21 protein-coding genes, 2 tRNA genes and 1 pseudogene are annotated in these 20544 nt (G+C 44.4%); 13 read left to right on the forward strand and 11 right to left on the reverse strand.

The window, feature by feature from the left end; all coding sequences use genetic code 11:
- The first annotated feature begins 13 nt into the window (after positions 1-13).
- Complete coding sequence (locus Q8K48_07340) at positions 14-1276, forward strand: PLP-dependent aminotransferase family protein (protein ID MDP1852213.1); 1263 nt, start codon at positions 14-16, stop codon at positions 1274-1276.
- On the opposite strand, the gene Q8K48_07345 is transcribed toward Q8K48_07340, so the two are convergent.
- From Q8K48_07345 to rpmH, 8 genes and pseudogenes are all read right to left on the reverse strand, one after another.
- A complete protein-coding gene (locus Q8K48_07345; GenBank protein MDP1852214.1) occupies positions 1273-2130 on the reverse strand; it encodes a ParB/RepB/Spo0J family partition protein in 858 nt (285 codons plus the stop codon). The genes Q8K48_07340 and Q8K48_07345 overlap by 4 nt on opposite strands.
- A 65-nt stretch (positions 2131-2195) precedes the next feature.
- Positions 2196-2984, reverse strand: a pseudogene (locus tag Q8K48_07350) (ParA family protein).
- Between the two features lie 66 nt (positions 2985-3050).
- Positions 3051-3629 carry a 16S rRNA (guanine(527)-N(7))-methyltransferase RsmG gene (gene rsmG / locus Q8K48_07355; protein MDP1852215.1) on the reverse strand — a complete coding sequence of 193 codons (579 nt, stop codon included), beginning with the start codon at positions 3627-3629 and terminating at the stop codon, positions 3051-3053.
- Complete coding sequence (locus Q8K48_07360) at positions 3630-4190, reverse strand: R3H domain-containing nucleic acid-binding protein (GenBank protein MDP1852216.1); 561 nt, start codon at positions 4188-4190, stop codon at positions 3630-3632.
- Positions 4191-4260: 70 nt separating this feature from the next.
- A complete protein-coding gene (gene yidC / locus Q8K48_07365) occupies positions 4261-5166 on the reverse strand; it encodes a membrane protein insertase YidC (GenBank protein ID MDP1852217.1) in 906 nt (301 codons plus the stop codon).
- Positions 5167-5169: 3 nt separating this feature from the next.
- Positions 5170-5394 carry a membrane protein insertion efficiency factor YidD gene (gene yidD, locus Q8K48_07370; GenBank protein ID MDP1852218.1) on the reverse strand — a complete coding sequence of 75 codons (225 nt, stop codon included), beginning with the start codon at positions 5392-5394 and terminating at the stop codon, positions 5170-5172.
- Positions 5391-5747, reverse strand: a complete 357-nt coding sequence (gene rnpA, locus Q8K48_07375; GenBank protein MDP1852219.1) for a ribonuclease P protein component — start codon at positions 5745-5747, stop codon at positions 5391-5393. The genes yidD and rnpA overlap by 4 nt, the downstream gene beginning before the upstream one ends.
- Before the next feature lie 21 nt (positions 5748-5768).
- Complete coding sequence (rpmH, locus tag Q8K48_07380) at positions 5769-5906, reverse strand: 50S ribosomal protein L34 (protein ID MDP1852220.1); 138 nt, start codon at positions 5904-5906, stop codon at positions 5769-5771.
- A gap of 270 nt (positions 5907-6176) precedes the next feature.
- Between rpmH and dnaA the strand changes: the two genes are divergently transcribed.
- From dnaA to Q8K48_07430, 10 genes are all read left to right on the forward strand, one after another.
- Entirely contained in the window at positions 6177-7583 is a 1407-nt protein-coding gene (gene dnaA / locus Q8K48_07385; GenBank protein MDP1852221.1) for a chromosomal replication initiator protein DnaA, read from the forward strand.
- Between the two features lie 312 nt (positions 7584-7895).
- The gene (dnaN, locus tag Q8K48_07390; GenBank protein ID MDP1852222.1) at positions 7896-9026 is read left to right on the forward strand and encodes a DNA polymerase III subunit beta; all 1131 of its coding nucleotides are present in this window, start codon (positions 7896-7898) and stop codon (positions 9024-9026) included.
- A gap of 14 nt (positions 9027-9040) precedes the next feature.
- The gene (gene recF, locus Q8K48_07395) at positions 9041-10135 is read left to right on the forward strand and encodes a DNA replication/repair protein RecF (protein ID MDP1852223.1); all 1095 of its coding nucleotides are present in this window, start codon (positions 9041-9043) and stop codon (positions 10133-10135) included.
- Positions 10135-10593 (forward strand): DciA family protein, encoded by a 459-nt coding sequence (locus Q8K48_07400; GenBank protein ID MDP1852224.1) that lies wholly within the window; start codon positions 10135-10137, stop codon positions 10591-10593. Before recF ends, Q8K48_07400 begins: the two co-directional genes overlap by 1 nt.
- A 166-nt stretch (positions 10594-10759) precedes the next feature.
- The gene (gene gyrB, locus Q8K48_07405) at positions 10760-12715 is read left to right on the forward strand and encodes a DNA topoisomerase (ATP-hydrolyzing) subunit B (protein ID MDP1852225.1); all 1956 of its coding nucleotides are present in this window, start codon (positions 10760-10762) and stop codon (positions 12713-12715) included.
- Complete coding sequence (gene gyrA, locus Q8K48_07410; GenBank protein MDP1852226.1) at positions 12715-15210, forward strand: DNA gyrase subunit A; 2496 nt, start codon at positions 12715-12717, stop codon at positions 15208-15210. Before gyrB ends, gyrA begins: the two co-directional genes overlap by 1 nt.
- Before the next feature lie 102 nt (positions 15211-15312).
- Positions 15313-15387: transfer RNA gene (locus Q8K48_07415), tRNA-Ile, on the forward strand.
- A gap of 13 nt (positions 15388-15400) precedes the next feature.
- Positions 15401-15473: transfer RNA gene (locus Q8K48_07420), tRNA-Ala, on the forward strand.
- 1 nt (position 15474) lies between these two features.
- A complete protein-coding gene (locus Q8K48_07425) occupies positions 15475-15987 on the forward strand; it encodes a peptidylprolyl isomerase (GenBank protein MDP1852227.1) in 513 nt (170 codons plus the stop codon).
- Entirely contained in the window at positions 15980-16513 is a 534-nt protein-coding gene (locus tag Q8K48_07430) for a rhomboid family intramembrane serine protease (protein MDP1852228.1), read from the forward strand. Before Q8K48_07425 ends, Q8K48_07430 begins: the two co-directional genes overlap by 8 nt.
- 66 nt (positions 16514-16579) lie before the next feature.
- Here Q8K48_07430 and Q8K48_07435 read toward each other — a convergent pair whose 3' ends face one another.
- Entirely contained in the window at positions 16580-16846 is a 267-nt protein-coding gene (locus tag Q8K48_07435; protein ID MDP1852229.1) for a cell division protein CrgA, read from the reverse strand.
- A gap of 34 nt (positions 16847-16880) precedes the next feature.
- On the opposite strand from Q8K48_07435, the gene Q8K48_07440 reads away from it, so the two are divergent.
- Complete coding sequence (locus Q8K48_07440) at positions 16881-17513, forward strand: aminodeoxychorismate/anthranilate synthase component II (protein MDP1852230.1); 633 nt, start codon at positions 16881-16883, stop codon at positions 17511-17513.
- On the opposite strand, the gene Q8K48_07445 is transcribed toward Q8K48_07440, so the two are convergent.
- The gene (locus Q8K48_07445) at positions 17510-19060 is read right to left on the reverse strand and encodes a protein kinase (GenBank protein MDP1852231.1); all 1551 of its coding nucleotides are present in this window, start codon (positions 19058-19060) and stop codon (positions 17510-17512) included. The genes Q8K48_07440 and Q8K48_07445 overlap by 4 nt on opposite strands.
- Positions 19057-19830, reverse strand: coding sequence for a protein phosphatase 2C domain-containing protein (locus tag Q8K48_07450; GenBank protein MDP1852232.1), 774 nt, complete (start codon positions 19828-19830; stop codon positions 19057-19059). The genes Q8K48_07445 and Q8K48_07450 overlap by 4 nt, the downstream gene beginning before the upstream one ends.
- 34 nt (positions 19831-19864) lie before the next feature.
- Here Q8K48_07450 and Q8K48_07455 point away from each other — a divergent pair, with 34 nt between their 5' ends.
- Positions 19865-20542 (forward strand): glycerophosphodiester phosphodiesterase family protein, encoded by a 678-nt coding sequence (locus Q8K48_07455; GenBank protein ID MDP1852233.1) that lies wholly within the window; start codon positions 19865-19867, stop codon positions 20540-20542.
- The last annotated feature ends 2 nt before the right edge of the window (positions 20543-20544 follow it).

Consider the following 20544-nt stretch of genomic DNA (forward strand, 5'->3'; position numbering starts at 1 on the left):
GCAGACTTGGACCATGTCCGAAATCACCAATCGCTTTGCAACCGGTGCCCCTCAGAATTTGGAGGAGCGCTTTGCAAGCCGGGCTGCACACATGAAGCCCAGTGAAATCCGCTCGCTTTTTGCCGTTGCCTCTCGCCCTGAGATTGTCTCTTTGGCCGGCGGAATGCCAAATCTCTCAGCCTTTCCGATGGGGATGATGGCAGATGTTGTTCAAAAATTAATCCTCACCAATGGTTCTGAGGCCTTGCAGTATGGAAGCGGGCAGGGCCATCCAAAACTACGCGAGCAGATCTGCGAAGTAATGGCGCTAGAGGGAATCCGCGCTAACCCCGACGATGTCTTAATTACAACCGGCTCCCAACAGGCCCTTGATTTAATCTCACGAATTTTCATCGATCCCGGCGATGTTGTTTTGGTTGAAGCGCCTTCATACGTCGGCGCTTTAGGAACCTTTCATCAATACGAAGCCTCGGTGGTCCATGTTGAAACCGACGACTTAGGTTTAGTGCCTCAAGCTCTTCGTGAGGCGATAATCAATGTCCGTGAAGTTGGACGTAAAATTAAATTTTTATACATGATACCTAATTATCAAAACCCTTCAGGGGTTTTACTGCCTGCTGAGCGCCGAACTGAGATTTTGAATATCTGTCGCGAGGCTGGGATTTTTGTTGTTGAAGATAATCCTTATGGTCTTCTGGGTTTTGATAAACCATCACCGAACGCGATGCGGGCTGAAGACTCAGAAAATGTAATTTATCTCGGAACTTTTTCTAAAACAATAGCTCCGGGTCTTCGAGTAGGTTGGGCGTTAGTCCCGCCCTCATTGAAAGAAAAATTAGTAATTGCAAGTGAGTCCTCAATTTTGTGTCCTTCGAATTTTGCTCAGCTAACTATTTCAAGCTATCTAGCCGAACAACCTTGGCGAGATCAGATCGCCTCCTTTTGTGATTTATATAAAGTTCGGCGTGATGCAATGCTTGAATCTTTAGATGAGTTTTTTCCGGCTTCCGCAAAATGGACGAAACCTGGGGGCGGTTTTTATGTATGGGTTACATTGCCACCGGAAATCGATACGAGTGCTTTAATGCCAAAAGCTATCGTTGCAAAAGTTGCCTACGTTCCGGGCACCGCCTTTTACGCCGATGGTTTTGGTTCGTGGTCGCTGCGCCTTTCGTACTGTTATCCAACTCCGGAGCGCATCCGTGTTGGTGTAAAAGCTTTGGGAGGGGTTATAAAGACAGAAATGTCACGCCGCGGTAGTGGTGAACTGACTTAACCTTCGATTGTGTGTGTAATCCTTTTTAAATCCTCGGCACCAGCAAACTCAATCATAATAATTCCTTTTTGAACACTTCCTTGAATTGAAACTCTTGTATCTAATGCATCGCCGATTCTCTCTGCGATTTCATTAAATTCAACCACACTTGATTTTGTGTTCTTTAATTTCTTTCGCTCCTTTGGTGCAGTTTTAGAGATAATCTCTTCAACTGCGCGCACGCTCAACCCTTCATTAACGATACGTTGAGCAAGGTTTTCAATACTATACATCTCACTTAATCCGAGTAAGGCACGTGCGTGGCCTGCGCTAATTACCCCTGCAGCAACTTTGCTTTGTACCGAAATAGGAAGATTTAATAAGCGAATTGTGTTCGAGATTAAAGGACGCGAGCGGCCAAGTTTTCGAGCAAGTTCGTCGTGTGTGCATTCAAAATCATTAAGTAGCTGCGAATATGCGGCGGCCTCTTCGATTGCATTCAATTGACTCCGGTGAATGTTTTCAATGAGTGCTTCTCGGAGTAGTTCATTATCTGACGTTTGGCGGATAATCACTGGAATTTTTGTAAGTCCTGCTGCTTTAGCGGCACGGAAACGCCGCTCGCCCATAATTAATTCAAATCTTCCATCAGTTGTTTGGCGAACTACTGGAGGTTGCAAAATGCCGATCTCTTTTATTGAAGCTATTAATTCATTGTGTGCCTCTTCGTCAAAATGCTTACGGGGTTGACGGGGGTTTGGGGATACTAAATTAATATCAACTTCATCGTGTCTAGCAACTTCTTGACCTTCAACTGTAAGTGATGTTGGAATTAATGCATCAAGATTTGTTCCTAGTCCACCTCGACGAGCCATTATGCGATCTCACCTTCACGTTTGTAATGTATTGAAACAACATTGGAATCAAATACTTTTGCGCGTGACGCTAATTCTCTGGCTACTGCCATGTATGCAACCGCTCCCGGTGATGATGCGTCATATGTCATCACTGTCTGTCTAAATCCTGGTGCTTCAGATATGCGCACCGCTCGAGGAATTGGTATGTCGATAAGTTCTGCTGGGTAGTGTTTACGGATTTCATCTGCAACATCATTTGCTAAACGTGTTCGTCCATCGAACATAGTTAATACAAATGTTGAGAGTTTTAAATCTGCATTGAGACGCTTCTTTACAAGTTCAAAAGTTTTTAGAAGTTGTGACAAACCTTCTAACGCGTAGTACTCGCATTGAATTGGAATTAACAACTCTTTCGCCGCAGTTAATGCGTTTATTGTTAGTAATCCTAAACTTGGAGGGCAGTCGATAAAAATATAATCCAGCGCCGCTCCCTGTTCTGCACGCGCTGCAATTAACTCCTCAATCGCCTCTTTTAGTCGGGTCTCTCTAGCGACCATTGGCACTAGTTCAATTTCAGCTTGGGCCAGAGATGTATTCGATGAGATGCACTCAAGGGACGGGAAGGCTTTGACTCTTTGAAGGCAGGACTGCATTGTTGCCTCACCCATGAGAACTTCATAAATCCCCGTGTTATCGAGGTGCTCAACACCCAAAGCTGTTGAGGCGTTGCCTTGAGGGTCTAGATCAATAACTAGAACTCTTAAGCCCCCCATGGAAAGAGCTGCTGCGAGATTTACCGTTGTTGTGGTCTTACCTACTCCGCCTTTTTGGTTTGCAACGGTAATAATGCGCAATGCTGAAGGCTTATCCATCGCCTCTTTGAGGCGTCGAACCCCTACAACTGGCTTTGTTTCACGTGAATCATCCACAGGGGTTAGTTAAGCACCTTTGCGCACTTCAACGATACGCCCGAGCTCAATGCCATCGAGATTCACCTCGTGGAGGATGGATTTAGGAACGCTCTTCATCTCCTCCTCGGCAGATTTACCCTTTATTGCCATAAGTGAACCACCGGTTTTCAGCAAATGCCAGGTGATCCTCTTGAGTTTTTCTAGCGGGGCGACGGCTCGAGCAGTAACATAGTGCGCCGTTGAACGAAAATCTTGGGCCTGTCCTCTAAATACCTCAATATCTAGGCCTACAACGGCCTCTTTCAAAAATTCAACTCTCCGCTCAAGCGGCTCAATAAGGGTTACATGCAGATCGGGCCGCGCAAGCGCAATAACTATTCCAGGGAGCCCCGCCCCAGATCCAACATCAAAAAGGATTGAGCCCTCTGTGAGCAGTTGTGTGACGGATAAACAGTTGAAGATATGACGCTCCCAGATTCGATCAGCCTCACGCGGACCGATTAAACCACGCTCAATCCCTGGCCCCGCTAGAAAATCAGCGTAGGCCTTTATTCGAACGGTATCTGGAAAGTACTGTTCGATAAGGGTTTCACGTGAAACATCCACTTATGCGCTATAAATGGTTACAAAGCGGTTAGGGTCTTCTCCGTCAGATTCGCTTGTCAAACCTAACTCCTGGATGGTGTCATGAATAATTTTACGCTCAAAGGCGTTCATAGGTGCAAGTTTGATGGATTTGCCAGATGATTTAGCCTCTTCTGCCATCTCCTGTGCTAATTTTTTTAGCTCGGTGCGTTTATTGCCACGGAAATTATCGATATCTAGCATTAAGCGGGATCGATCACCCGTTGACGTCTGTACCGCCAAACGCGTGAGCTCTTGAATTGCATCTAGAACCTCACCATCGGCGCCAACTAAATGCCGTAGTTTTCCACCAACGATAGCAAGTGAGGCGCGATCGTTCTCGACATCGATATCTATATCGCCATCAAGATCGGCTATATCAAGGAGTGCCTCTAAGTAGTCGGCGGCGATGTCGCCCTCCTCCTCTAATCGTGCAACACCCTTAACGCCCTTACTCTCCTGGGATTCAACTGCTTCTGTGGGTTCAACTTTCTCAGCATTACCCTCAATTGTGCTCTCATCACTCTTTTTAATCTTTGCCATTGTGCTCTCCCTGTCGGGTTTGTTGTAAATTAGTATATATTGGGGTGATTTGTCCTAATTAGACTGATATCTATTTATTCTTCTTTTTCTTCTTTTTTGGTTGATTTCTTTGGCCTTTGAGCTCCTCGGTTGGCTCGATAACTTCAGCTTCAGGGCTTGGGATAACTCCGGATTTTTTAGTTTTCTTCTTTTGGAGCTCTTCATAGGCCGGGGATCCAGGCGTTGGGTTTCGTTTAATGACATAGAACTGTTGCCCCCATGTCCAAAGATTTGTTGTCGACCAATAAATTAAAACCCCGATAGGAAAGTTCACTCCTGAGATCGCAAAAATAACTGGGAACGCATACAACATAATTTTTTGTTGTTGCAGCATCATATTATTACTGGAATCCATTTTTGGCATGCCTTTTAACATCAACTGCCGTTGAGTGGTGAAGGTTGTTAACGACATAAATGCAATCAAAATAACTGTAACTACTTTAACTGTTGTGATGTCGGTGCCAAGAAAAGTTTGTGAAATTGGCGCACCGAAGAATTTAGCGTTTGCCGCACTGACTACATCCTCTTGAGTAAGTACGCCGTGTTTAACTGGTGGTGTTTTTCCAATTCCGTTCAGAACTGTAAAAAGTGCAAAAAAGATTGGCGCTTGAGCAAGAATTGGAAAACATGATGCAAGCGGATTAGTTTTGTGTTCTTTGTAAAGCTTCATCATCTCTTCAGATTGTTTTTGGCGATCATCTTTGTATTTTTTTTGAATCTCTTTCATATGTGGTTGAAGCGCAGTTAATGCTCGTTGGCTCTTTATTTGTTTAACGAAGAGTGGAATCAAAATAATTCGAATGAGAATCACAAGACCCACGATCGCGAGTGACCATGAGACTCCGCTATCTGTACCAAATATTGGAGAGAGTAGGTCGTGGAGTGTGACAATCACCCAAGAAACAGCGATATATAAGGGTTTTAGGATGCTATCCATGTATTAAACTCCAACCTTTTCTTTAACTGCGTAGTCAACGCCGCCGTAAGACCATGGATTGCACCGCACTAAACGCCACGCGCTCATTGCAACTCCTTTGATTCCATAAGCTTCTATTGCTGACACTGCGTAACTTGAACACGATGGGTAGTACTTGCATTTCGGAGCAAACATTGGGGAAATCCATTTTTGGTAAAATTTAATTGGGGCGGTTAAAAGTTTTCTCACTTCTTACTCGCCCGTTCATGTGTTTTTTTCACTAATAAACTAACAACTTCACTAATTTCAATTTGGCAGTTCGCAGTTGCCGATTTATTTAAGCCTTTAATGACTAACAAGCTTCCAGCGGGAAGTTGTGCATATTGATCGTGTAAGCAATGTCGGATTTTTCGTGCTAGCCGGTGACGTACTACTGACCCACCCACAGATTTACTAATAATCAATCCTGCTCGGGCAGGTTCGGTAGAGGTCGCGTTGATATACAAGTAGCCGACAAAGTTGGCTGTAGAACATCGAAGGCCGGTTTTTGTTGCGCGGGCGAAATCTCCGCTCTCGGTAAGCCGTGCAGTTTTAGCTAGCACCAGGATCTGTCTTAAAAAACCCTATGCCGAAAGTCGAGAGCGACCTTTGACGCGACGTGCGGCAAGAACTGCGCGACCTGCGCGAGTTGCCATGCGGGCGCGGAAGCCATGCTTCTTGGCGCGACGCCGAGTATTAGGTTGAAAGGTACGTTTTGTCATGTGAGGCTCCTAAAAAACATAAAAGTTGTGCGGTCAAAAATACGGGGGAAGCGAGGGTGTAACGGTAGAGGTCTGGGGATAAGCCGGTCAAACTCAACTCTCTCGCCCAATAGCCTCTTGTGCTGTGGATAACTAGTTGCTATTTTTACCTTTTCGCTCTACTTTTCATCTCTCTCCACAGGTTTTCCTGGTTTAGGGAGTTTTTAGGGCTCAACCTGAGGTTTAGACCACAGGTTGTGGATAACCCTGTGGATATCAGAGAGGTCTCGTGTGGACGTTAAAGGGATAGAGCTCAGCGCTTTATGGGGGCGGGTGATTGAAGATGTTGCCTTAGATGCACCTCAACACCGCGCCTTTCTTCAACTGTCAAAGCCTTTAGGTCTTCTGCACAACAGTGATCAAACAACCCTCTTGGTCGCCACCCCAAATCTCTTTGCTAAGGATGTCTTAGAGAGTCGTTTACGTGGGGCTGTTAGTGAATTCCTAACGCGTGAGCTTGGTGAAAAAATCAACATCGCGGTGACTGTTGATGAAACTCTAGAAACTTCTTCTCTGCCCACACCTGAAGTTGATATTGAATTTTTAGCACCGAAAGTGGGTACTGGTCGCGATGATGCGCCAGGAGAAAAAATGCAGACCGGGGAGTTATCCCAACTCAATCCACGATACACATTTGAGAAATTTGTTGTTGGTTCTTCCAACCGTTTTGCACATGCTGCCGCGGTTGCAGTTGCTGAGGCTCCAGCAAAGGCTTACAACCCATTATTTATTTATGGGGATTCAGGATTAGGTAAAACCCACCTCCTGCACGCTATTGGAGCCTACACTAAAGAGTTATATGGAAATGTGCGGGTTCGATACGTATCTTCTGAGGAGTTTACAAACGATTTTATTAACTCTATTCGAGATGACAAAGCATCGGCATTCCAGCGCCGTTATCGTGATCTTGATGTTTTAATTGTTGATGATATTCAATTTTTAGAAAACAAAGAGCGGACACAAGAAGAGTTTTTTCATACTTTTAATACTTTGTACAATGCTAATAAACAAATAGTAATATCGAGTGACCGTCCTCCAAAACAATTAACTACTTTAGAAGATCGATTGAGGAGCAGGTTTGAGTGGGGTTTAATCACCGACATTCAGCCACCTGAGCTTGAGACACGTATCGCTATCCTTCGCAAAAAGGCTGCGCAAGATAAATTAAACGCCCCCGATGATGTTCTGGAGTACATTGCGAGTAAAATCTCAACTAACATCCGAGAGTTAGAGGGTGCGTTGATACGTGTGACGGCTTTTGCCTCCCTTAATCGTCAAAGTGTTGATCTCTCTTTAGCCGAGATTGTCTTAAAGGATTTAATCCCTAATGAAGGAAATCCAGAGATAACAGGTGCGACGATCATGGCTCAAACCGCAGTCTATTTCTCACTCACGATTGATGATTTGTGTGGGACTTCTCGCTCGCGAGTACTGGTTAATGCCCGACAGATAGCGATGTACTTATGCCGCGAGTTAACTGAGCTCTCATTACCAAAGATCGGCCAAACATTCGGTGGGCGTGACCATACAACGGTTATGCATGCCGACCGCAAGATCCGTCAATTAATGGCTGAGCGTAGATCGATCTATAACCAGGTCACTGAGCTCACCAATAGGATTAAGCAGCAGGCGAGATGATTGCCGTAATCGACGGCTCTGTCCTTCTCGAACTTGCCCCCAGCTGTGGATAAGTTGTGGATAATTATGGGGTTTTTCGTTATTTGTGTGGGTAACACAACCGGTTCTATAGAGAGGTGTGGTGTTTAGGCTTATGTTTGCACGAGTTATCCACAATTTTCTCTGTTTTCTCCACATGTTATCCCTTCCCACACTCCGTTGTGAGCAGGGTGTTTATATTTTCTCCACAGTAAATCCTTGTGGTTACTACGACTACCTTTATATATATAGATCTGGATGTGGAACGAACCTTTCACTGAATTGGAGTGCGCCATGAATTTCACCGTTGAACAGTCTGTTTTAGTTGATGGGGTTAACTGGGTATCAAGGAGCCTTTCGGCGAGACCTATAAAAACAGAGTTATTGGGCATTGTTATTGATGCAACGGGCGATCAGGTTTATTTGTCAGCTTCGGATTTAGAGACGGCCAGCAAATCGCATTTTCACGCAGAGATTAAAGAGAGCGGGAAGGTTTTAGTACCGGGAAGGCTACTTGCAGAAATTTCACGCTCTTTACCAAGTAAGCAAATCACATTTGTACTCGACGGAACACGCGTATTAGTAACGTGTGGGAGTGCGAAATTCACGCTACCAACTCTGTCGGTGGACGAGTATCCAAACCTTCCAGAGTTACCAGATACGACCGGGGTTATAACCAGCGATGTTTTTGCGGCGGCAGTTGCTCAAGTAGCTATAGCGGCGGGGAGAGATGATTCACTTCCAACACTAACAGGTGTACATATTGACGTTAACGCTGAAACCGTGGTTTTAGCTGCCACTGATAGATATCGATTAGCAGTTAGAGAGTTTGAATGGGAGCCAACAACACCAAACTTTTCTACAACTGCGCTTTTGAGAGCACGAACAATCGCCGAAGCGGCAAAATCTTTAACTGGAACTAAAACCGTTTCAGTGTCATTCGCTCCAAACACAAGCAATGATCGATTAGCAGGTTTTGCAAGCGATGGTAAAACAATGACATCTCGCATGTTGGATGGAACCTTTCCCCCTTATCGACACTTACTACCTCAAGAAGTTACGACCACCGCAGTTATTGACGTAGCGACACTTCTAGATTCTGTAAAACGAGTAGCTCTAGTTACAGACAAAACCGTTCCTCTTCGCTTAGATTTTAATAATAACTCGCTCTCATTAGAGGCTGGAGCGGGTGAAGAAGCTCAAGCTACCGAGGTTATTGACATCCTGTTAACAGGAGAGGCTATATCTATAGCCTTCAACCCAACATTTCTAGCCGACGGTTTGACTGCAGTGGGGACAAAATTTGTTCAAATCTCATTTACCGGAGCGAACAAACCAGCGATTTTAATGGGTAAGAGCGATAAGGATGGCGCACTGATTGAAAATTATCGATATTTGTTAATGCCTATGCGCTACGCCTCTTAAACACAGAGTTTTATATGCGTATAAATAAGTTGGAGTTAACCAACTTCCGCTCATACCCTTTTTTAGAGCTAGAGCTCCCGCCAGGAGTCACAACCTTTATCGGAGACAACGGTTCTGGAAAAACTAATATTGCAGAGGCTTTGATTTACCTCTCATTTCTATCCTCACATAGAGTTTCAAACAACACACCACTTATCACTTTAGGCGCATCACAAGCGATTATTCGCGTCGAGATTGAAAGAGATGAAAGAATTTTGCAGGTTGATTTAGAAATAAACAGCGGTAAAGCCAATCGTGCGCGGATAAATTCCAATCCAACCCGAAGCCAAAGGGATATTTTAGGGGCTTGCCAAGTTGTTTATTTTTCACCTGAAGATCTAGATTTAGTTCGAGGCGAACCAGGGATCAGACGTGATTTTCTAGATCGATTATTAATAACTCGCTCACCTCGTTTAGCTGGTGTTATCTCAGATTACGAACGTGTGGTTAAACAAAGAAACGCATTACTAAAAACTCGCGCTTCAACCAACGCTCTTGTTCCTTGGAATGAACAACTAATTAAATTCGGCGCTGAGTTGTCAGCGGAAAGAATCGCGCTTATTGAAGTACTTAATCCTTGGGTCGCCAAAAACTACGCTAATTTAAATGAAGTTAAACCCGCCTCAATTTCCTACAAAAGTGGCACGGAAGGTCTTAGTAATGATGTTGAGAACAATGTTTCTGTTTTATCACAACGTTTAGAAGAGGTTGCTTATCAAGAGATAGAGCGAGGGGTTTCTTTAATTGGTCCGCACCGCGACGATTTACATTTACAACTCGGAGAGTTTCCAGCAAAAGGGTATGCAAGCCACGGGGAATCATGGTCTATAGCAATATCTTTACGAATTGGCTCATTCAACTTACTTAAAAGCGAGGGCTCAGAACCCATTTTAATTTTAGATGATGTGTTTGCTGAACTTGATACTTCAAGAAGAGTTCAATTAATGTCAGCGACCACAATTGCAGAACAAACTATTATTACTGCTGCAGTTGAGATCGATTTACCATCTGAGTTGTTAACCCATCGATTTTATATAACACCAGGGTTAGTGAAGAAAGGTAAAAGTTAATGAGTAAACGAGACTTAGCTCTTGATTTGTTTAATAGCTTTAAAACAGGGGCGACCCGAAAGAAAAATACTCCTACGCCTACTCGACGCGTTGGAGAACCAGGGGATCCAGAGTTAATTGGTGGAGTTCTAAATAATCTCATCACAGAGCGAGAGTGGGACAGTGGATTAGCTGAAGGAAATTTATTTATTACATGGCCCCAGATTGTTGGCGTTGAAATTAGTCAACACGCAACACCTATCTCTATTTCAGGTGGAGTGCTAACTATTCAAAGCTCATCCACAGCCTGGGCCGTTCAACTATCTCTGGTAGCAAGCGAACTTTTGACCACAATCCAGAGGGATCCAGCAGGTGCCACGGTTGAAAAACTAGTATTTATAGGCCCTCACGGACCCACATGGAAAAAAGGGATTCGAACAATTCGCAACGCTAGAGGCCCAAGAGATACATACGGCTAATAGGCACCCTCACCAAAGCGTTCAACGCTCGGCTATACCCACATAGAGCCCCTTTTTCGGGTATTTCTCCCTCGCTTTTACGTATATGATGAAGCCTTGCAGATGGGATTATCCCCTCCAGACGCCTTTATAAGGTCTTTGGGCTCACAGCGTGAAAAGGAGCGAGATGGTCGAGAACTCCTATAACGCCAGCGCGATTACTGTCCTTGAAGGCCTGGAGGCCGTTCGTAAACGCCCAGGGATGTATATCGGCTCCACCGGCGAGAGGGGGCTCCACCACCTAGTTTATGAGGTTGTAGATAACTCAGTTGATGAGGCTCTAGCTGGCTACTGCTCTGAAATTAATATCGCATTAATGGCAGATGGTGGAGTAGAAGTAATTGATAATGGCCGAGGGATCCCGGTAGATATTCATCCCATTGAAAAGATACCCGCACTCGAAGTTGTACTCACAACGCTGCACGCGGGTGGAAAATTTGGCGATAGTGGATATTCAGTTTCCGGTGGATTGCATGGAGTTGGAATCTCTGTAGTTAACGCACTCAGCACAGATCTCTCTGTGATAGTTCAACGAGATGGAAGTTTCTGGTATCAAGATTACAAACTCGGTATTCCAACTGCGCCAGTGAAAAAAGGAGAGCCTTCAACAGCCTCAGGAACAACCGTACGCTTTTGGCCATCAAAAGAAATTTTTGAAACTACGGATTTTTCTTTCGAAATTTTATCTACACGATTACGGGAAATGGCTTTTCTTAATAAAGGTCTAATTTTAACTTTAACCGATCTACGCGCAGGCCATGTTGACGAAAAAGGTGAACAACTAACAGTTCGCTATCAGTACCATGGCGGAATCTCTGACTTTGTAAAACATTTAAACTCAACCCGCGGAGAAACACACAAATCTATTATCTCTTTTACTGCCGAAGATACTAAAAATAAGATTGAACTAGAAGTGTCCATGCAATGGAATGCAGGTTTTAGTGAATCTGTATACACATTCGCAAACACTATTCACACCCACGAGGGTGGTGCACACGAAGAAGGATTTCGAACATCACTAACATCCGTAGTGAATAAATTTGGCGAAGAACAAGGCTTTATCAGAAAGAAAGAGGATCGCTTAACTGGAGATGATGTCCGAGAAGGTTTAACTGCGATTGTTTCAATTAAATTAGTTGACCCTCAGTTTGAAGGACAGACAAAGACAAAACTAGGAAATACAATTGCCAAAACTTTTACACAAAAAGTTGTAAATGAAGAGTTAACGACGTGGTTTGAACAAAACCCAAGCGAGGGCAAAGAAATTGTTCGGAAGAGTATTGATGCTGCGGCTGCACGTGTTGCGGCGCGAAAAGCCCGCGATTTAAGCCGAAATCGAAAGGGTTTACTTGAAGGCCGTGGGATGCCAGGTAAATTGGCGGACTGCCAATGGACCGATCCAGAAAAATGCGAACTTTATATTGTTGAAGGTGATTCAGCTGGTGGATCAACAAAAGGTGGACGCGATTCGCGTAACCAAGCCGTGCTACCCATCCGAGGAAAAATTCTCAATGTTGAAAAAGCACGTATAGATCGAGTCTTACAAAATAACGAAGTGCAAGCGTTGATAACTGCCCTTGGCACAGGAGTTCACGATGATTTTGATATTGCAAAACTGCGCTACCACAAAATCATTTTAATGGCCGATGCTGATGTGGATGGTCAACACATTCGTACGCTCTTACTAACTTTACTTTTTCGTTTTATGCGCCCATTAATTGAAAACGGTTTTGTGTATTTTGCTCAACCCCCTTTATATAAATTAAAGTGGGGCGGAAAAGAACCTGTTGAATACGCATTTAGCGACCGCGAGCGCGATGGAATGATTCAAATAGGTTTAGAAAATGGAAAACGTCTTCCTAAAGAAGATGGAATCCAACGTTTTAAAGGTTTAGGTGAGATGCCAGCTAAAGAGTTGTGGGATACAACAATGGATCCTGAGCACCGAGTTCTCATTAAAGTGATGCTTGAAGATGCGGCTGCAGCAGATGACTTATTTTCAGTTCTTATGGGAGAAGATGTAGAAAAGCGTCGCGCATTTATTCAACGAAACGCCAAAGATGTTAGATTCTTGGATATCTAATGGATGAATTAAACCCAAAGAATTTACAGTCCTTCGACAAGATTGAGACCGTCGACCTACAAGTAGAGATGGCGCGTTCATATCTTGACTATGCGATGTCAGTCATTGTTGGTCGGGCACTTCCTGATGTGCGAGATGGATTAAAACCTGTTCACCGCCGCGTCTTGTACGCGATGTATGACGCGGGTTACCGCCCGGATAAGGGTTACTACAAATCCTCACGTATCGTCGGTGATGTTATGGGTAATTACCACCCACATGGCGATACGGCTATTTATGACTCAGTTGTCCGCCTCGCTCAGCATTGGTCACTTCGGTATTTATTAATCGATGGCAATGGAAACTTTGGCTCACCCGGCAACGATCCGGCAGCGGCAATGCGCTATACCGAAGCTCGCTTATCTCACATAGCTATGGAGATGATGCGCGATATCGATGAAGATACCGTCAACTTTGTACCTAACTATGATGGCCGATCTCAAGAGCCAACTGTTTTACCGTCACGATTCCCAAACCTCTTAGTTAACGGAAGCGCGGGAATCGCCGTAGGAATGGCTACTAATATCCCCCCACACAACTTACGCGAAATCGGCGAAGCGGTTGTGTACACACTTGAACACCCAGAGTTAAAACCAGAAGAGCTTCTTAGTGAACTTCTTAAAATAGTTAAAGGTCCAGATTTTCCAACAAAAGCACTCATTGTTGGACGTGGTGGAATTGAAGATGCTTATCGCACAGGCCGAGGTTCGATCACAATGCGTGCAGTCGTACAAGTTGAAGAGATTAATAAACGCACATGTTTAGTTATTAGCGAATTACCATATCAAGTTAACCCCGACAACCTTGCGCTTAAAATCGCGGAGTTAGTCAAAGATGGAAAAATTAAAGGTATCGCCGATGTGCGCGACGAAGGCAACGAGCGATTAGGTCAACGCTTAGTTGTTGTTTTGCACAATAGCGCGATTCCTAAAGTGATTCTTAACAACTTATATAAACACACCCAATTACAGGATACTTTCGGCGCTAACATGTTAGCGCTCGTCGATGGTGTTCCACGTACTTTGCGCCTTGATGAATTTATTCGTTATTACATTGAACACCAAGTCGAAGTAATCGTTCGCCGCACTAAGTTCCGTTTAGCTGAAAAGGAGCGCCGAGCACACATCTTGCAGGGTTATCTAAAAGCCCTCGACGCCCTCGACGCCGTAATCGCATTAATCCGTGCCTCTACAACTCCTGAAGAGGCGCGAACAGGTTTAATGAAGTTACTGGATGTTGATGAGATTCAAGCTAATGCAATTTTGGATATGCAACTTCGCCGTATTGCTGCTCTAGAGCGACAAAAAATTAATGATGAATATGACTCTTTAATGTCCGACATCGTTGAATTAAATGCAATCTTGGCTAGCACGGATAAACAACGTGGAATAGTCAAAAATGAGCTTATAGAGCTCGTTACTAAATATGGAGATGAGCGCCGCACGCAGATTGTAGCCAGCGAAGGTGACTTTAGCGCTGAAGATTTGATTCCAAATCAAGATGTGGTCGTAACGATTACTCGCGGTGGTTATTCCAAGCGCACAATGGCAGATCTCTATCGATCTCAACGACGTGGAGGCCGCGGCGTAAAAGGGGCCGCATTAAAAGAAGATGATGTTGTAGATCATTTCTTTGTTGCATCAACTCATGATTGGTTGTTGTTTTTTACTAACCAAGGCCGTGTCTACCGTGCAAAAGTTCATGAACTCCCAGATGCAGGACGCGATGCACGGGGCCAACACGTAGCGAATTTAATGGCCTTCAAATCCGAAGAAAGAATTGCACAGGTATTAGCGCTCAAAGATTACACAATCTCACCATTCTTAGTGCTAGCAACGAAAGGTGGACTTATTAAGAAAACTCCACTTGCTGAATTTGACTCTCCTCGCACTGGAGGCTTAATAGCAATCTCATTAAAACCACATGACGAAGTTGTTAGCGCATCACTTATTAATAAAGAAGATGAACTTCTATTAGTATCAACAAAGGGAATGTCACTTCGATTTACCGCAGACGATGGATCATTGCGCCCAATGGGTAGATCAACTAGTGGTGTTATCGGTATGAAGTTTCGAAGCGGAGACTCATTGTTAACTATGGCTCGAATTGATAGTGATTTAGCAGCACACTCATTTGTCTTTACTGCAACTGATGGCGGTTTCGGTAAAAAAACTCCAATTGATGAGTATCGACTACAAGGACGAGGCGGGATTGGTATTAAAGCTGCCAAAATAGATGAAAACTCACGTGGATTATTAGTGAGCGCTCTTGTATTACGTGATGAGGATGAGGTTTTAGCCATCACATCGGCGGGAACAGTAATGCGAACACCAGCTGCACAGGTTCGTCAAACCGGCCGAGATTCAATGGGTGTCCGTTTAGTCAATCTAGATGAAGGCGTTACCTTGGTATCAGTGACTAAAAATAGTGAAGATGAGATTTCCCCAAAAACTTAGTATGGTTCACACCTGAAGTTGTAGGGCCTAACTCTCCATTTTGGGAGTTAGCGAAGTTCAAGGTAACCTTGCGCTTCTGCATTAAAGAGAGATCTTTTATGCGGGCCTATAGCTCAGCCTGGTTAGAGCGCTTCCCTGATAAGGAAGAGGTCGATGGTTCGAGTCCATCTAGGCCCACCCGTTCTAATACGGGGACCTAGCTCAATTGGTAGAGCACCGCCTTTGCAAGGCGGGGGTTAGGGGTTCGATTCCCCTGGTCTCCACATGACAAATAGCGCAACCCTTCATACATCTCTCGGCGACATAGTCGTTGAGCTATTCCCAAACCACGCACCTAAGACCGTTGCCAACTTTGTTGAGTTAGCTACCGGCGCTAAGGAGTGGACAGATCCAAGAACCGGCTCAACAACAAAGGCTAATTTGTATGACGGAACAATTTTTCACCGCGTCATTGACGGCTTCATGATTCAAGGTGGAGATCCACTTGGAAAAGGAACTGGCGGTCCTGGTTACCGCTTCGCAGATGAATTCCACGGAGAGTTAGTCTTTGATCGCCCATACATCCTAGCAATGGCCAACTCAGGACCGGGAACCAATGGTTCACAGTTCTTCATTACCACCGCACCAACAACATGGTTAAACCGGAAGCATTCAATCTTCGGTGAGGTTAAAGATTCGGCTAGCCAGGCAGTAGTAGATGCAATCGGCAAAACTAAGACTGGTGCGCAAGATAAGCCAGTAACCGACATCACGATCAACAGCATCACCATTGCTTAAACGTTCTGCAACATATTCTTTAATCGCAATTATCAGCGGTGCATTTCTGCTGCAGATGATTGTTCCAGAAATCGAAGTACATTTAGTTTTACCGAACATCGACTATTTAAAAGCAACCAATGAGTGGTACAGATTGATTACTGTGGCACTAACACATGCAGGTTTACTGCACCTAGGTTTTAATATGTATGCGTTAATGGTTTTAGGAAATCCAATTGAAGATGCATTTGGAAAAAATAAACTGTTGATTATTTTCTTCTTCTCGCTTTTAACAGGGTCACTAACATCGGCTTATTTTGCATCAGCAACTAGTTATTCTGTCGGTGCATCAGGAGCGATTTTTGGTTTATTTGGAGCTATGGTCATCGTTGGAAATAGAATCGGTGCGGAGGTTCGATCTATATATGTGATCATCGGACTCAATTTTGTAATTGGCTTTGCCCTAGGAGGAGTAGATTGGAAAGCCCATCTCGGAGGATTAATCGGCGGCTTAATTAGCGCCAAGTTTGTGTTACATAAGCGCTAAGAGTTATCCACAGCGATTATCCACAGTGTGGAGAGAGTTACACCCTTGTAATTTAGAGGGTTATCTCTACCTCCACCTAGTTGCTAGAGTGAAGCCAACACCAATGAAACTGAAGCCAACAATCATGTTCCAGGCGCCAATTCCTGGGATTGGATAACGAGTTTGAGTAACATAAAAAATGACTATCCAAAAAAGGCCAATTAAAAAGCCAGCCACCATGGTCGGAGCGAGCCACTTTGGGCTCTCAAGCGGGGCATGTGGAGCGTCAACGACGATCTGAGCCTCATGGGAGTGCTTTTCAATAACTTTCTTACGGAGCTTTGATTTAGGCATACACGAAAGATACACCATGGGTAAGAATGCTCCTATGGCAACAAAAATCCTCGTTATCGATAATTACGATTCCTTTGTTTTTAACCTGGTCCAATATCTGGGTCAATTAGGCGCAGAGTGCATAGTTGTTCGAAATGATGAGGTACAGGCAGATGCCGCTAAAGATTTTGATGGAGTACTTATCTCTCCTGGGCCAGGGATTCCAGAGAAAGCTGGAGTAAGTATCGCAATGATTAAATTCTGCGCAGAAAAAAAGATTCCTTTATTTGGGGTTTGCCTTGGGCATCAAGCAATCGGTGTTGCCTTTGGTGCAACTGTTTCTCGAGCACCAGAGTTGCTCCATGGAAAAACTTCACTCGTGTACCACAAATTCCAAGGAGTTCTAGCAGGTCTACCTACCCCATTTACGGCAACACGCTATCACTCATTGTGCATTGAGCCAGCTACGGTCGGCGAGGATCTTGAAATAACAAGTCAGACCGATTCTGGGATTGTAATGTCGATGCGCCACCGCACTTTACCAATCGAAGGAGTGCAGTTTCATCCTGAATCGGTTTTGACAGAGCATGGACATGCAATGCTAGCTAACTGGTTACATGAGTGTGGAGACATGCAAGCGCGTGAAAAAGCGGTTGGTCTATCGGCGATTGTGGGCGTTAAAGTTTAAGGTGCAGTATTAATTGTAATTGTCACAGTTTTACCAATTGTTTGAGTCGTACCTGCATCGGGTGCTTGTCTAATAACTACATCCAGAGGTTGATTAGGATCGTAGGCTTGAATCTCATTCACTAAAAAACCAACTTGAGCAAGAAGTGTTTTCGCTTGGATCGCATCGACTCCGATAAGTTCGGGAACTTCAATCTCACCATTTGCGATTCGTAGAATTACGCCACTTCCAGCGGTTATTGTTGAACCACCTTCAGGGGTAACTTTCAAGACAGTTCCTTGTGGTTCAGTTGAAGGTACGGCCTCGGTTCGCGCAATTAATAAGCCAACTGCAGATAATGCAGCTCGGGCATCTGCTAAAGACATTCCAACTAAATCCCCCGGAACTATTGAATCTCCAGGACCATCTGAGAGTGTGAGCACAACACCGGAGCCTTTTTGAGCACGCACTGTGGCAAGTGGAATCTGACTAGCAACGCGATCTTTAGGAATTTGAGCATCTCGTGCTCGTGTAACTGTGACCACGTAATCTAATAACAAAGCTTTAGCTTCGGCCTCAGTAAGTCCGACAACATTTGGAATCTGAGGGAAAGTTGTTGCATCTTCCGAGGGTTTAGTCAGTATCAACCCGGTAGCGATTAAAGAAATCGCGAGAATTGATGAGACTGCAGTTATTAATACTTTACGTCTGGAAATCTTTGCCCGAGGTGCTTTAGTAGTTAAAGCCTGCCCCGCCGAGATCTTAAAGAGATCATCGAGCATGAGACCTGCAGATTGATATCGATCCTCAACCTTTTTAGCAAGCGCAACGGCCAAAATTACATCCACATCCGGTGGCAAATCAGGTTGAAGCACGCTTGGGGCAACTAACTTTCCTGAGACATGTTGATATGCAATCGAAACCGGAGTATCACCCGTAAAGGGAGGTTTTCCAGTGAGAACTTCATAGAGCAAGCAACCAGTTGAGTAAATATCACTGCGAAGATCTGCAACTTCACCCAAAGCTTGCTCAGGGGATAAGTATTGGGCGGTCCCAACAATGTTCCATGTATTTGTTAACGTCGCACCTAAATCTGCAAGCGCACGCGCTATTCCAAAATCCATGACTTTTACATCACCTTGATCAGTAATCATAACATTTGCAGGTTTGATATCACGATGGACAATACCTCGCTCATGCGAATATTCGAGAGCGGCTAAAATTCCTTCACCAATTGTAAGAGCTCGTTTAAGCGGAATACGCTCGCCTTTATGTATGAGTTCGCGAAGAGTCTGACCAGAGACAAGTTCCATAACAATATACGGCGCGGGTTCTTCGCCCGAATCATAAACAGCCACAATGCCTGGGTGGTTTAAACCAGCGGCAGCAAAGGCCTCTTTTCTAAAACGAGCAACAAAGGATGGATCGCGGGCTAAATCACTCCGCAAAACTTTGATAGCAACAGCGCGTGCAAGCCTTATATCTGTTGCGGCATAAACATCGGCCATTCCACCGGTGCCAATCATCTCACCGAGCTTGTAACGTCCACCCAGAAGTGCTGTGCTCACAGCGCGGCCCCCAAAAACTCATTTGTAGTAACTTCTTCACGAGTGATATCCGCAATAAGAGCTGTGATGTTATCTGGTGCACCTTGAATATATGTTGCATCAATCAGCGCTTTAATTGCGATTTTTTTATCACGTTTCTTTAATAGAAGCTTTATCTCTTTCTCATTCAAAACACTCGATAAACCATCGCTACATAAAAGATAACGATCACCTTCTTTAGCATCAAATAGTTGCAAAACAGGAACAATGTTTCCTTCACCCATGAGCGCTTGGGTTAATACAGAACGTTGAGGATGTTCAAGAGCCTCGGTAATGGTGATAGCTCCTTGAGAAAGTAATTCTTGAATAACGGTATGGTCATTACTTAACTGCTCAATCGTGTTTCCGCGTAATCGATAACACCGTGAATCACCAACATGCAATAGTGCAATTGAATCATTATGAATCACGAGCGCAGTTAAAGTAGTTCCCATTCCTCGTAGTTCGACTGCCTCACGGGAATAATCGCCAATTTCAGTGTCGATTGTGTGCAACGAGTTGATTAATAAGTCGTGCGCCGAATCAGAATCAATAGTTACATCCGTGAGCATCGGAGCCATTGATTCAAGAGTTCTAATTGCGATTTTGGAAGCCACCTCTCCACCGGCATGGCCTCCCATTCCATCAGCAACGGCAATTAAACGGCCAGAGACAAAAGCCGAATCCTCATTTCCGTTTCGTACCAATCCCAGGGCTGAGCGCGCATCGCTATCGAAGTAAAAGCCACCCATAAGAGGTAAGCCTAACCCCTGTTAATCTTTAATCATGAAGATTTACGCCCACCGAGGGGCATCGATTGATTTTCCTGAGATGACAATGAGGGCGTATCAAGGCGCTCTTGATGATGGGGCCGATGGCTTTGAATGTGATGTTCGAGTGACACAAGATAACCAACTCGTTCTCTGGCATGACGCCGATATGAAGCGGGTGGCTAGTTATAGCGGGCGAATTGCCGAGATGGATTTTTTGGAGATAAAACGCCACTACCCAGAGGCAATTCTATTAGATGAGTTACTTGAACTAGCTAGAGACAATAAAAAAGAGTTAGCAATTGAAACAAAACACCCCGTACCAACTGGAAGTGCAGTCGAGAAGAAAGTGATGCAACTCATCGCTCAAGAAGTGCAGCTACATGAGATAACAATTATGTCTTTCTCCTGGCTTGCCATAGAAAATATTAGAAAGATCAATCCACTACAACCAACAGTTGCCTTATTGGAAGATCGTTTTAACGCTCTCATGCGTAGATATACCTCGGCGCATTTCTTAGGACCAAGCGTGGAATATCTACGACTAAGGCCCGAGTTAACCCACGAGCATCGAAAACTCTTTGTTTGGACTGTAGATGACGCTGATGACATGCGTTTTTGTTCAGATAATGGAGTAGAAGTTCTGATTACAAACAATCCGTCATATGCACGTAGGGTGCTCGGGTATCATTAGCA

It is taken from the genome of Candidatus Planktophila sp. (assembly GCA_030681675.1).
Lineage (GTDB): Bacteria > Actinomycetota > Actinomycetes > Nanopelagicales > Nanopelagicaceae > Planktophila.

Bases quoted from the DNA above. Each gene is read 5' to 3' on its own strand.
- Q8K48_07340 (MDP1852213.1), top strand. From the start codon at position 14: ATGTCCGAAATCACCAATCGCTTTGCAACCGGTGCCCCTCAGAATTTG.
- Q8K48_07345 (MDP1852214.1), bottom strand. From the start codon at position 2,130: ATGGCTCGTCGAGGTGGACTAGGAACAAATCTTGATGCATTAATTCCA.
- Q8K48_07360 (MDP1852216.1), bottom strand. From the start codon at position 4,190: ATGGCAAAGATTAAAAAGAGTGATGAGAGCACAATTGAGGGTAATGCT.
- yidC (MDP1852217.1), bottom strand. From the start codon at position 5,166: ATGGATAGCATCCTAAAACCCTTATATATCGCTGTTTCTTGGGTGATT.
- rpmH (MDP1852220.1), bottom strand. From the start codon at position 5,906: ATGACAAAACGTACCTTTCAACCTAATACTCGGCGTCGCGCCAAGAAG.
- dnaN (MDP1852222.1), top strand. From the start codon at position 7,896: ATGAATTTCACCGTTGAACAGTCTGTTTTAGTTGATGGGGTTAACTGG.
- recF (MDP1852223.1), top strand. From the start codon at position 9,041: ATGCGTATAAATAAGTTGGAGTTAACCAACTTCCGCTCATACCCTTTT.
- Q8K48_07400 (MDP1852224.1), top strand. From the start codon at position 10,135: ATGAGTAAACGAGACTTAGCTCTTGATTTGTTTAATAGCTTTAAAACA.
- gyrB (MDP1852225.1), top strand. From the start codon at position 10,760: ATGGTCGAGAACTCCTATAACGCCAGCGCGATTACTGTCCTTGAAGGC.
- gyrA (MDP1852226.1), top strand. From the start codon at position 12,715: ATGGATGAATTAAACCCAAAGAATTTACAGTCCTTCGACAAGATTGAG.
- Q8K48_07425 (MDP1852227.1), top strand. From the start codon at position 15,475: ATGACAAATAGCGCAACCCTTCATACATCTCTCGGCGACATAGTCGTT.
- Q8K48_07435 (MDP1852229.1), bottom strand. From the start codon at position 16,846: ATGCCTAAATCAAAGCTCCGTAAGAAAGTTATTGAAAAGCACTCCCAT.
- Q8K48_07440 (MDP1852230.1), top strand. From the start codon at position 16,881: ATGGCAACAAAAATCCTCGTTATCGATAATTACGATTCCTTTGTTTTT.
- Q8K48_07450 (MDP1852232.1), bottom strand. From the start codon at position 19,830: ATGGGTGGCTTTTACTTCGATAGCGATGCGCGCTCAGCCCTGGGATTG.
- Q8K48_07455 (MDP1852233.1), top strand. From the start codon at position 19,865: ATGAAGATTTACGCCCACCGAGGGGCATCGATTGATTTTCCTGAGATG.